Origin of the sequence: Aquibium oceanicum (genome assembly GCF_001889605.1) — a bacterium.
GTDB lineage: Bacteria > Pseudomonadota > Alphaproteobacteria > Rhizobiales > Rhizobiaceae > Aquibium > Aquibium oceanicum.
Window position 1 is genome coordinate 787,711 of record NZ_CP018171.1, and the last position, 11,904, is coordinate 799,614.

Genomic DNA, 11,904 nt, shown 5'->3' on the forward strand with positions numbered 1-11,904 from the left:
GGTGTCCGTGCGCCTTGCCGTCGTCGGCGGCCGCGAGGTGCGCGCCGAGCTGCAGGGCATCGGCGATGCGGGTGAACAGGGCATGCGGCGCCTCTCCCGCGAAATGGATGCGGCGAACACGCGCGTCGCCGCCTTCTATCGCCGGGTTCAGATAGCAGCGGCTGCTGCTGCAGCAGCGTTTGCAGCGGGTGCGGCGGCGATGATCCGCTCCGGCCTGCAGGTGATCGACAACCAAGCCAAGCTCGCGGCTTCGCTCGGCACGACGGTCGAGAGTATCCAGGTGCTGGAGCGCGCCGGCGATCTGGCCGGCGTCTCCATGGGCGAGATCGAACAGGCGACTATCCAGCTGACCCGGCGCCTGAGCCAGGCAGCAGCCGGAACCGGAGCCGCGGTCGGCGCGCTCGAACGTCTCAAGCTGACCTCTCAGGAACTGCAGCGCCTTCCCCTCGACCAGCGCATCGCCGCCATCCAGGAGGCTCTTGCCCGCTACGTGCCTGAGGCCGAGCGTGCGGCGGTTGCCTCCCAGCTCTTCGGCGATCGCGCCGCGCTCACCTTCCTGCGCATCGACACGGCGACGCTCAGGACGGCGACGCAGGACGTGAGGGACTTCGGGGTGGTGGTGTCGCAACAGGACGCGGCGCAGATCGAGCGCACCAATGACGCCATCTCTCGCCTCGGTCTGATCTGGCGCGGCCTGTCCAACCAGCTGGCTGTCGCCGCGGCCCCGGCGCTCGAAGCTGTCGCCAACGCGCTGGCGGCAATCTCACGCACGACCGGTCCGCTCGGGCAGGCCATTCGGCTGCTGTTCGACAATCTCGGACGGCTGGCCTCGATTGCCGCCGCTTTCGTCGGGCTGATGGCCGGGCGCTTTGTCGCCAGCATGGTGGTGGCTGCGGTGTCGGTCCGTGGTCTTGCCACCGCGCTGGTCTTCCTGCGCGGCGCGATCATTCGCACCGGCATCGGCGCGCTGGTCGTCGCGGCGGGCGAGCTGATCTATCAGTTCGGGCGGCTGGTGCAGGCCACGGGCGGCTTCGGCGCGGCGCTCAATCTGCTCGGCGATGTGGCGCGCGAGGTCTGGGATCGGATCGGTCTGTTCGTCGAGGTGCTGAAGAACCGGGTGGCCGCTGCCTGGCTCGGCATTCAGGCGAACGTCGCCGACGCGCTGCAAGGCGCCCTCGATGCCGTCGTCGCTTTCGGCAATCGGACCGTCAACGTCTTCCAGGGCGCGTTCGACGCCATGGTGGCGATCTGGAGTCGCCTGCCGGCAGCGATCGGCGACTTTGCCATCCAGGCGGCCAATGCGCTGATCGCCGCCGTCGAATGGATGCTGAACGGCGCCACGCGCGGCATCAACGGCCTGGTGCAGGGGATTGGCGCCGCGCTTTCAGCGATCGGCATCGAGACCGAAATCAGACTCGTTCCGGATATCGATCTCGGCCGGATCGAAAACCAATTTGCGGGCGCGGCCGAAGGCGCTGGTGCGGCTGCGCGCGACGCCTTTGCGGCCGCCTTCGAGACCGATGCGTTCCGTGTTCCGGATCTCGGATTCTCCGCCTTCGCGGAGGATGCCCGTCGCGCCGCGACAAGCGCCCGTGAAACCGCGAATGCCCTTGGTGAACTTGCCGGCGCGCCGCTGGAGTCGGTCGCCGCGCTCCGCGAGGCGATGGCCGGGGCGAACACCCAGATCGATGAGGCTGCTGCCGCGACGGAGCGGCTCGACACGGCGTTCGGCGCGATCGGTGGCGGCAGTGGCGATGAGGCAGGTGATGGCGCGGGCGCCAGAGGCTCGGCAGGGCGCGCCGCCGCTGCCAGCCGCGAAGCCGGCCGGGAAATCAAGGCGGCGGCTGACGAGGCCGCAACGGGCTGGGCCGCCGTCAGGGACGAGCTCGCGCGCTATGCCGAAGAGGCCGCGAATTGGGGCAAGGGCCTCGGCAATGCGCTCACCAGCGCTTTCCGGTCGGCCGAAGACGCCGTCGCAAAGTTCGTGACGACCGGCAAATTCGACTTCAAGGCGCTCGCCGACAGCATCCTGGCCGACATCACCCGCGTCGCGCTGCGCTCGGCAATCCTCGGACCGCTCGCCAATGCGCTCGGTGGCATGGGCGGCGGCGGCGGTATCTTCGGCAATCTGTTCGGCGGGGGCGGCGGCATCCTGTCGGGCATCTTCCATTCGGGCGGTATCGTTGGCGCGCCTGCTCCGCAGCGGCTCGTGCCGGCGCTGGCCTTTGCCGGTGCGCCACGCCTGCATGGCGGCGGCATGGCGGGACTGCGTGCCGACGAGGTGCCCGCCATCCTGCAGCGCGGCGAGATGGTGCTGTCGCGCTCTCAACTCGCGGCGATCGGCGCGAGCGCCGGCAGGCAATCGCCTGTCAATGTGGTGATGAACATCTCGACGCCGGACGCAAACAGCTTCCGCTACGCGCAAGGCCAGATCGCCGCCGACGCCGCCCGCGCCATGGAACGGGCGCGGCGTAACCTCTGACGGACTTGAGCCATGAGCGGATTTCACGAGGTGCAGTTCCCGCCCGATATCTCCTACGGGGCGTCGGGCGGGCCGGGATATTCGACGACCGTGGTGACAACCGTGTCGGGGCACGAGCGCCGCAATGCCAACTGGGCCGCCGCGCGAGGCAAATGGAACGTCGCCCATGGCCTCAAGAAGCGCGAGCAGGTCGCCGCGCTGATCGCCTTCTTCCGCGCCCGCAAGGGCCGCGCCTATGGCTTCCGCTTCAAGGACTGGACCGATTATCAGGCATTCGCGCAGGTGCTGGGCATCGGCGATGGCGCCAACAATACCTTCCAGCTCGTCAGGCGCTATGCGAGCGGGGGCGAGATCGAGAGCCGCATCATCGCCAAGCCGGTTCCTGGCACGGTCAAGATCTACCGCGACGGCGTCGAGGCGGTCGCGGGCTGGACGGTGAACACGGCGACAGGGCTCGTGACCTTCACGACCGCGCCGGCGTCCGGCGTTCAGGTGACGGCGGATTTCGAGTTCGACGTGCCGGTTCGCTTCGACAGCGATCAGATGGACATCACCATCGAGACCTATCAGCTCGGCAGCTGGGGCCAGATCCCGGTGCTGGAGATCCGCCCATGAAGTCCACATCGACAGCGCTCGCCACTCACCTGGCGGGCCCCGTGACCACGCTCGCCACCTGCTGGCGCATCACGCGCGTGGATGGTCGGGAGTTCTTCTTCACCGACCATGACCGCGATCTCGTCTTCGACGGCGATGTCTACAAGGCGAGCTCCGGCTATTCCCGCACGGCGATCGCCAATAATGCGAGCCTCAGCGTCGACAATCTCGACGTCGAGGGGGTGTTTGATGACGAGGCGATCACCGAAGAGGAACTGCGCGCTGGGCTGTTCGATCAGGCTGAGGTGCGCATTTTTCTCGTCAACTGGGCCGATCAGTCCATGGGCGCGCTGCGCATGCGCCGCGGCTGGTTCGGCGAGGTGGTGCTGACCGAGCAGGGCGTCTTCCGGACCGAGCTACGCGGCATGACACAGGCGCTCTCCCAGCGCATCGGCGAGCTCTACAGCCCGGAATGCCGCGCCGATCTCGGCGACCCGCGCTGCAAGGTGCCGATCCATCCGCCCGAGATCCAGCGTTCGACGTCCTATGCCGTCGGCGACACCGTCCGCGTGCGTACCTCCTCGGCGCTCGCGACGATCGGGATTCCCTTCGTCAATCCTGGCTTCGATGCAGGTGATTTCTCCGGGTGGACTGTCGCCTCCGGCTCGGTCGCCGCCAAGACCACGAGCGGCGCGCTTGGCCCGAAGACAGGCACGCATTTCCTCGAAGGCGGCAATGTCGCGAGCTTCGAGCTGCGCCAGACCGTCGATCTCTCCCATGTTCTCGATGAGCCCATCCTCGATGCCGGCGACTACCGCCTGACCGTCGGCGGCTGGCGGGCCAATGGCGGCGGCAACACCGTCGATCAGGGACGGCTGCGCGTGCAGCTGCTCGATGAATTGGGCGCCGTGCTCGCCACCCCGCTTGACACCGGCAATGAGGCGATGACCGGCGTCTGGACGCTCCGCCAGGTCGCCGACGCGCTAGTTCCCTCGGGCACGCGGCAGCTGCGCGTCATATTCAACGGCACGAGGGTCAACGGCTCGGTGTGCAATGCCGCACTCGACGCAGTCAGCGGGTTTTTCACCGACACGACGACGGGTGTCGGCACGGCGGCCGTGTTCGAGAACCGCATCTACCGCTGCGTCGGCGCGGGTACGACGGCTGCTGACCAGCCAGCCTACGAAACTTCCGTCGGCCAGCAGACCACCGACGGAACGGCCGTTTTTGCGGCCTTGGAGTCGTGGAGCCGGGCCGGAATCGTCACCGATGTCGTCGACCGGGCGGTGTTCACGGCTACGATCGACGAGCCGCGCGCGAGTGACGGCTGGTTCGCCGGCGGCGTGCTGACCTGGGAGAGCGGGCCCAATGCCGGACGCTCGATCGAGGTGAAAGCGTGGACCCAGGCGTCGGGCCGCGCCGAGCTGTTCCTCCCCATGGGTTACGCGATCCGGGTCGGCGACCTCTTCCGCATCCATCCCGGCTGCGACAAGCGCCTCGACACCTGCATCGCCCGCTTCGCCAACGTCCTCAACTTTCGCGGCGAGCCCTACGTGCCGGGTCAGGACGCCATGATGAGCTATCCCGATGCCCGCTGAGATCATCATCTCTGAGGCCGTCACACCCGAGGCGGTCGTCACCGAGGCCCGCGGCTGGCTTGGCGTTCCCTGGCGGCATCAGGGGCGCACGCGTTCGGGCATCGACTGCGTCGGGCTGGTGGTTTGCGTCGCCCGGGCGCTGCACCTGTCTGACTATGACAGCACCGGCTACAGCCGCCGCGCGCAGGGACAGGGTTTCGTGGAGCATTTTCGCGGGAACATGGACGGTATCGCCATCCTGGAAGCCCGCCCCGGCGACGTGATCGTCTTCGCCGATCAGGCCTATCCCTGCCATTGCGGCTTCCTGACCGAGCGGCTCGGCCATCCCCATCTGCTGCACGCCCATGCGACCCGCAGGCAGGTGATCGAAGAGCCCTATGCCGGCGAATGGCCGGAGAAGATCAAGTTCGCCTTTCGCTTTCGCCATTCCGGATCCTGATTTCTCATGGCCATCCTCGTCGCAGTAGGCGGCGCCGCGCTCGGCTCCGCTGTCGGTCTCGGCTGGCAAGCCGGCTGGCTGGTGGGCTCGGTGGTCGGCAGCCTCTTGTTTCCCGCCAAGGGACAGAACGTCACGACCGAGGGTCCGCGGCTGGGCGATCTGACCGTCTCGTCCTCCGCCTACGGCGCATCGATCCCGATCGGCTACGGCACGCTGCGCATGGCCGGCAACATGATCTGGTCGTCGGGGATCCGCGAGCAGCAGAACGTCACCCGGACCCGCTCAGGCGGCAAGGGAGGCGGCGGGCGCAGCACCCAGACCTCGATCAGTTATTCCTATTTTGCGTCCTTCGCGCTGAGCTTCGGCGAGGGCCCGGCCGAGGACGTGCTGCGCATATGGGCCGACGGCAAGCTGATCTATGACAAGACCGGATCGAGCCCCGACGTCGCCAAACCCAATCTGCGCTTCCGCTTGCATCGCGGCAGCGAGAGCCAATTGCCGGATCCGCTGATCGAAGCTCATGTGGGCGCCGGTCGCGCACCAGCCCATCGCGGGCTCTGCGTGATCGTATTCGAGGATCTGGCGCTCGCAGACTTCGGCAATCGCATCCCGAATATCACGGCGGAGATCACCTATCGGCGCGCCGCGCAGCAGCCCTATCAGCTCCTGGACTTCATCACGACGGGCGAAGGCGGCTATTTCGGGTCCTACCAGATCAGCGACCTCGCGATCGATTGGCGACGCGGCTACGGCTACTTCGTCTCGTCGAGCAGCAACGCCGAAGCCGCCGGTATTCGACGCTTCAATCTGCGCACCATGGCCGAGGACCGTCAGGCGCGGATGACGGACGTTGCCGCCGTCACGCCCAACAATTTCCCGAGCACGCTGTTCTGCGGCGAGGACGGTCACCTTTACCTGACCGTCGGCTCGGGCAACTCGCGGCCGATCATCCGGGTCGAGCCGAATGCGCTGAAGGAAGTGGGCCGCTTCGGCTTCACCAGCACCGGCCTTTCCAACACCACGACCCGCTTCGTGACGACGACCTGGTTGGGCATGATCTCGGCCTACGGGCCGTCCGGTCGGGCCGACTTCCTGCTGACCGGCTCGCTATTCAACGACATCGGCCTGCTGCGCGCCGACAGCATGGGCTACATCTGGGGTGCCGGCCAGACGGTGACGGAATCCCGAGTAAGGGGCGCGATCGGCGGCGCCGTCGGCGAGGGTTATGGCGATGGCTGGATTCTGGCGAGCGCGACATCGAGCAGTCTGAACCACACCAGCCTCGGGCTCTACCGCATCCGGGTTTCAGCCTTCGCGCAGTATGAAAGTCTCACCGGCCAATCGCTCGGCGTCACCTTCGAAAAAGTGGCGAGCTTCACGCCTGCGCAGATCGAAGCTGGCGCGACGGGATTCTTCAGCGATGCCGGCGGACTGACCTACGACGCCACCGACGACAGCGTCATCTTCCAGATCACGATGTCGAACGGCGGCACGGCCGGGACGATCTATGCGATCAAGTGGCGCGCCGACACCGGGATCGTCTGGAAGACGGCGGTCCCGCACAAGATCAACTACGAGGGCCCGTTCTTCGGCCAGAGCCGCTTGCGGGGCCAGCGCTGGACGCTGATGCGCTCGACGCGCGTCGTCCAGCTCGACACGGCGACGGGCGCCATCGTGCTCAACGAGATCTGGCCGGGCGCGGTCAGTGAACAGGGCGCGCAAGTTTACGACGCCGTCACCGACACGCATCTGGTGCGCGGCAGCAGCGGCTGGGCGCGGCTGTTCCTCAATCGCGGCGGTGGCGAGGGTGAGGCGCTGTCTTCCATCGTCGCCGATCTCTGCGGCCGCGCCGGCCTCGGGCTCGCCGACATTGACGTCGCCGAGCTCACGCCATCCGTGCCCGGCTATGTGATTGGCCGGCAGACCACCGTGCGCGGCGCGATCGAGCCGCTGGCGCAGGCCTTCTTCTTCGACGCCGCCGAAAGCGACGACACGCTTCGCTTCCGAAATCGCGGGCGCGCGCCGGTCGCCACGATCCCGGCCGAATACCTTGTGCCGCTCGACAGCCAGACGGGCGAAAGCTGGCGCGAGCGCCGCACGCAGGAGGTCGAGCTGCCCGAGCGCGTCGCCGTCGTCTACATGGACCGGGACGCCGACTATCAACAGGGCACACAGAGCGAGAAACGCGCATCACTGCCACTGCCCACCATGCATTCGCGCAATCAGGCGAGCCTCGAGCTGGCGCTCGCCATCGACGCCACAACGGCCAAGCGCATCGCCGCCAAGACGCTCTACAGCGCCTGGATCGAGCGCAGCGCCTACGAAGCCGAACTGCCGCCAGACTGGCTGCGGCTCGATCCGACAGACGTGGTGGATGTGGTGTTCGCAGCCGGATCGACCTTCCGGACGCGGATCAACCGGCTCGATGTGGGCGCGGATTTCTCGCTGGCGGTGAAGGGCGTCTCGGAGACCGCCGCCACCTACGTCTCCTCGGTCGTCGCCGATGGCGGTTCGGGCAAACCCATCCAGCTGGTGGGCGCGAACGCCGCCACGCGGCTGATCCTGCCCGACCTGCCGCTTCTGCGCGATGTCGATGACGCGGGCGGTGCGGGCTCACGGGTCTACTATCTGATGGCGGGGTTCGGTGGCCCCGGCTGGCCCGGAGCCGCCCTCTACCGTAGCGCCGACGGCTCCGCGTGGGCGCAGGTCGGACGGGCCCTCAGCGAAGCCGCATGGGGCGCCACGGCGAATGCGCTGGGCAGTCCACGCTCGCCGTTCGGTACCGACGATGAGAATAGCCTCACTGTTTTCATGACCACTGGCGGCGAGCGGCTGGAGAGCGTCACACAGGACGCCCTCGTCAATGGTGCGAACGCGGCGTTGGTCCTCAAAGCCAATGGCGAGCCCGAGATCATCCAGTTCCGCGAGGTTACGCTGAACCCTGATGGCTCCTACACGCTCACCGGCTTGCTGCGCGGCCGACGCGGCACGGACGTCTTCGTCGATGGCCATGCGGCAGGTGAGGTCTTCGCGCTGCTTGATCCCGACGATGTCGAGACGCTGGTCACGGCGCTCGGTGATCTCGGGCTGCCGCGATCCTGGCGCGCCGTCGGCTTCGGCACACTGTTCGAGGATGCCGAGACGCTCGTCCAGAGCCACGGCGGCCGCGACCTCAAACCCTATGCGCCGTGGAATGTGCGCGCGATCCCGAGCGGCGCCCCAGCGAACATCACCCTGTCCTGGGTTCGCCGCACGCGCATTGGCGGTGAGCTGAAGGACGGGACCGGTCTCGTTCCCTTCGGTGAGGCGAGCGAGGCCTATGAGGTCGACATCCTCGATGGTCCCGGCGGTGCGGTGAAGCGCACGCTCGCCTCGGCGAGCCCCAGCGTCGTCTACGCCAATGCCGACATCCTGGCCGACTTCGGCGTCGTGCCGGCTGCTCTGTCCGTAGCCGTCTATCAACTGAGCGCGGTCGGGGGTCGCGGCTTCCCGCGCGCTGTCACCTTGGAGATTGCCTGATGCCCAGCCCCAATCTGGCCGTGACCCATGTCGCCGCCGCCCAGAACCAGAAAGAAGTCACGATCAACGACGCCGTCGATGCCCTTGACAATGCCATGAACCGGGCTCTGTCGCTGGCCATGGCCGACGCCAACGTGACGCTGACCAGCACGCAGGCGAACCGCAACGGCCTGATCGTACTCACCGGCACGCTGACGGCGGCGCGCGTCCTGACGCTGCCGGCCAACCATCTCCGGCTCGCGATCAGGAACGCGACCGGCGGCGGTCAGGAGGTCCGGGCCAAGTACGCGGGTTCGGGCGCGGAGGTCATCGTCGTGCCCGGCGCCACCGTGCTGGTGCAGGGCAATGGCAGCGATCTCTTCGGGGTCGGCGGCGGCGCCGGCGCACTCAACGACCTGACCGACGTCGCGGTCGGTGCCGCCGTCGCCAGCGACGTGCTCCAGTTCGATGGCGCGCTCTGGCGTGCTGCCGGCGTTGGCATCTTCCAGCGCGCCCTGCTGCCCTTCCGGGGCGCACTCGTACGGCGGACCACGAACTTCAGCGTCTCGACGACCGGCGCCTATGTCGCGGTCCCCTGGCAGAGCGCCGTCTACGACAGCGACGCGCTCTGGGACTCCGGCCAGCCGACGCGGCTTACCGTGCCGGCCGGTGTAACCAAGGTCCGGCTCACGGGCAATATCGAGTGGCAGACCTCGCCGACGAGCCAGCTGGTCGAGATCCGCATGAACGGCGGCGGCGTGATCGGTGGCGGCTCCTTCATCGTCCGCGGCGACAGCGGCTACAGCAACCAGATGCGGAACATCGCGAGCGCGGTCCTCCCGGTCGTCGCCGGCGACTGGTTCGAGCTTACGGTGTTCGTCAGCGCCTCAGGCGAGCTCCGGGGCATGGAGCGCACCTGGTTCGCGCTCGAAGTCGTCGAGACCGAGGACGCGGCCGATCCGCCGGCGGACTTCGCCTTCGCGAAGGCGGGCGCGCCCGCCGCCTCGGAGGTGTTGCTGCGCACGGTCGTGGCCCGGCGCTCGCGGCTTAAGGTCGATCTCGCCGGTAGTCAGGGCGCGGCCGGAATCGCGGCCACCGCAGAGACGGACCTCGATGTCCAGCGCAACGGCACGAGCATCGGCACCATCCGCTTCGCGGCGAGCGCCTCCGCGGCCGTCTTCATCGCCGCGAGCGAGAACGTCCTTGAACCGGGCGACCTGCTCGAGGTGATCGCGCCCGGAAGCCCCGACGCCACGCTCGCCGACATCGCGATCACGCTCGCCGGGACGCTGGTGATCTGATCGACAGTTTGAGAACCACGACGATGGAACAGAAACGCGACAGCGGCAGGCTGGTCAGTCTGCCGAGCGACGAGTTCGAGGCGCTGCTCGAACGCGCCGCCGAAGCCGGCGCCCGCCGTGCCCTGCATGAGGTTGGGCTCGACGGGACGGAGGCGGCCGAGGACATCCGCGATCTGCGATCGCTGCTGGCCGGGTTTCGGCTGGCCAGGCAGACGGCCGTGCAGACCGCCGTTCGCATCATCACCACCGGCGTCCTGCTCGCCCTCATGGCCGGCATTGCCATCAAGCTGAGACTGTTTGGCAACGGTCCCTGACCGGCGCTTCCGATCCTCAACCCACCGACCCGCCGTTCGGCGAGTTTTTTTATGTGCGGAGACCAGCCATGACGACCACCCCCTTCAACCACTGGCGCGACGTGCCGACCGCCCGCTGGCGTTGGAAGAACTTCTCGCCTGCGGAGATCGCCTGCCGCGGCAGCGGTAGCTTGCGCATCCACGATGAGGCGCTCGACAAGCTGCAAGCCCTTCGCGATCGGCTGGGCAAGCCGCTGATCGTTCGCTCGGCCTACCGCAGCCCGGCGCACAACCGCGCCGTCGGCGGAGCGGCGCGCTCGAAGCATCTCGATGGCACGGCCTTCGACATCGCCATGACGAACCACGATCCCGTAGCCTTCGAGGCAGCGGCCCGCGCGGTTGGCTTCAAGGGCTTCGGCTTCTATCCGCGGTCGGGCTTCATGCATATCGACCTTGGGCCCGCTCGGCAGTGGGGTGAGCGGTTCCCAGTCCGCGAGGCGGCCTTCGCCATGGAGACCCCGCCCGCGCGCGAGGTGCTGGCTGAGAGTCGCACGTTGAAGGGCAGCGGTGCGGCCGGTGTTGCGACTGTGGGCGCGGCCGGAATCGAGGTGGCGCAGAACGTTCTGACCGAGACGCAGTCCGCTGTCCTGCCGCTCGTGCCCTATCTCGACACGCTGCGCGGGGTGTTCATCGCCGTGGCCCTCGCCGGCATCGCAGTCGCGATCTACGCCCGCATCGATGACTGGAAGCGGGGGCAGCGATGATCGTCTCCCTACTTTCCGGCATCGCCACAAGTTCATCGGCACGGACTGCGCTGCGCTATGGCGCCATTGCCCTCTCGCTTGTCCTGTTCCTGCTCGCGTTCCGGCGTTCTGGCGAGCGCGCGGGTCGCCTCGTCGAACGCCTCGAAACCATGGAGAACGCCAATGACGTGCAGCGCCAGATGCTGGATGCCGCGGCTCGCCGCCCTCGCGATCGCAGCGATCTCGCTGACCGGCTGCGCGACGGTCACTTCTGAGCCGCGGATCGTCACGGTCTGCCCGCCGGTGGTCGAGTATAGCCGCGACTTCCAGGCCCGCGCTGCCGACGAACTTGATCTGCTGCCTGGCGGGTCGGCGATCGCCGAGATGCTGAGCGACTACGCCGTATTGCGGAATCAAGCTCAGGCTTGTCTGCGCAACAGCTAAGAATGCTCAGGCGCCATTCCACCATGAGTACGCGCCGACAATAAAGATGTAGCGCGCGCCCTTGCCGATTGAGACCAGCAAGACAAAACGCAGCAAGCCCACGCGTAATGCACCGGCGACCACGATCAGCGGATCTCCAATGATGGGCAGCCAGGACAGGAGCAACGACCACACGCCATAACGGTTAAACCAGTCAGTTGCGCGACGGTATGACGGCTCGTCAATTGGAAACCAGCGGCGTTCGCGAAGCGCCGAAAAGAACCTGCCGAGCATCCAGTTCACCAGCGAGCCGAGCAAATTTCCTGCCGTTGCGACAACAACCAAGGTGACAGGCTCGCCGCGTCCCATGGCGAGAAGCGTCAGGAGAGCGGCCTCAGAAGACCCCGGCAGGAGGGTCGCCGACGTGAACGCGCTTATGAAGAGTGCGGCATATGCGGCAAGATCGGTTTCAGTGTCTGCTACCAATTTGGCTTTACCCTGAGTATCGCCACACACCACCTGTCTTTGCCGCA

Annotated in this window: 10 protein-coding genes; 9 read left to right on the forward strand and 1 reads right to left on the reverse strand. The window is 67.4% G+C overall.

From position 1 onward, the window contains the following. Nucleotides 1-7: 7 nt before the first annotated feature. The 9 genes from BSQ44_RS03985 (at nucleotide 8) to BSQ44_RS04025 (ending at nucleotide 11,223) form a co-directional block, all read left to right on the forward strand. Nucleotides 8-2,482 (forward strand): phage tail tape measure C-terminal domain-containing protein, encoded by a 2,475-nt coding sequence (locus BSQ44_RS03985; RefSeq protein ID WP_210187915.1) that lies wholly within the window; start codon nucleotides 8-10, stop codon nucleotides 2,480-2,482. A gap of 12 nt (nucleotides 2,483-2,494) precedes the next feature. Further along, nucleotides 2,495-3,097 (forward strand): DUF2460 domain-containing protein, encoded by a 603-nt coding sequence (locus tag BSQ44_RS03990; protein ID WP_072602052.1) that lies wholly within the window; start codon nucleotides 2,495-2,497, stop codon nucleotides 3,095-3,097. A gap of 41 nt (nucleotides 3,098-3,138) precedes the next feature. Continuing rightward, nucleotides 3,139-4,674, forward strand: a complete 1,536-nt coding sequence (locus tag BSQ44_RS03995; RefSeq protein ID WP_235633336.1) for a DUF2163 domain-containing protein — start codon at nucleotides 3,139-3,141, stop codon at nucleotides 4,672-4,674. Continuing rightward, nucleotides 4,664-5,113 (forward strand): C40 family peptidase, encoded by a 450-nt coding sequence (locus BSQ44_RS04000; protein ID WP_072602054.1) that lies wholly within the window; start codon nucleotides 4,664-4,666, stop codon nucleotides 5,111-5,113. The genes BSQ44_RS03995 and BSQ44_RS04000 overlap by 11 nt, the downstream gene beginning before the upstream one ends. Nucleotides 5,114-5,119: 6 nt before the next feature. Beyond that, the gene (locus tag BSQ44_RS04005; RefSeq protein WP_072602055.1) at nucleotides 5,120-8,632 is read left to right on the forward strand and encodes a phage tail protein; all 3,513 of its coding nucleotides are present in this window, start codon (nucleotides 5,120-5,122) and stop codon (nucleotides 8,630-8,632) included. After that, entirely contained in the window at nucleotides 8,632-9,912 is a 1,281-nt protein-coding gene (locus BSQ44_RS04010; protein WP_072602056.1) for a hypothetical protein, read from the forward strand. Before BSQ44_RS04005 ends, BSQ44_RS04010 begins: the two co-directional genes overlap by 1 nt. 23 nt (nucleotides 9,913-9,935) lie before the next feature. After that, a complete protein-coding gene (locus BSQ44_RS04015) occupies nucleotides 9,936-10,226 on the forward strand; it encodes a DUF6127 family protein (protein WP_013654759.1) in 291 nt (96 codons plus the stop codon). Between the two features lie 68 nt (nucleotides 10,227-10,294). Then, a complete protein-coding gene (locus tag BSQ44_RS04020) occupies nucleotides 10,295-10,969 on the forward strand; it encodes a YcbK family protein (RefSeq protein WP_072602057.1) in 675 nt (224 codons plus the stop codon). After that, a complete protein-coding gene (locus BSQ44_RS04025) occupies nucleotides 10,966-11,223 on the forward strand; it encodes a hypothetical protein (RefSeq protein WP_072602058.1) in 258 nt (85 codons plus the stop codon). Before BSQ44_RS04020 ends, BSQ44_RS04025 begins: the two co-directional genes overlap by 4 nt. A 175-nt stretch (nucleotides 11,224-11,398) precedes the next feature. Here BSQ44_RS04025 and BSQ44_RS04035 read toward each other — a convergent pair whose 3' ends face one another. Then, complete coding sequence (locus tag BSQ44_RS04035) at nucleotides 11,399-11,857, reverse strand: YqaA family protein (protein ID WP_072607839.1); 459 nt, start codon at nucleotides 11,855-11,857, stop codon at nucleotides 11,399-11,401. Between the last annotated feature and the right edge of the window lie 47 nt (nucleotides 11,858-11,904).

Coding starts and splice junctions, on each gene's coding strand:
- BSQ44_RS04000 (WP_072602054.1), top strand. CDS start 4,664: ATGCCCGCTGAGATCATCATCTCTGAGGCCGTCACACCCGAGGCGGTC.
- BSQ44_RS03990 (WP_072602052.1), top strand. CDS start 2,495: ATGAGCGGATTTCACGAGGTGCAGTTCCCGCCCGATATCTCCTACGGG.
- BSQ44_RS04010 (WP_072602056.1), top strand. CDS start 8,632: ATGCCCAGCCCCAATCTGGCCGTGACCCATGTCGCCGCCGCCCAGAAC.
- BSQ44_RS04025 (WP_072602058.1), top strand. CDS start 10,966: ATGATCGTCTCCCTACTTTCCGGCATCGCCACAAGTTCATCGGCACGG.
- BSQ44_RS04015 (WP_013654759.1), top strand. CDS start 9,936: ATGGAACAGAAACGCGACAGCGGCAGGCTGGTCAGTCTGCCGAGCGAC.
- BSQ44_RS04020 (WP_072602057.1), top strand. CDS start 10,295: ATGACGACCACCCCCTTCAACCACTGGCGCGACGTGCCGACCGCCCGC.
- BSQ44_RS04005 (WP_072602055.1), top strand. CDS start 5,120: ATGGCCATCCTCGTCGCAGTAGGCGGCGCCGCGCTCGGCTCCGCTGTC.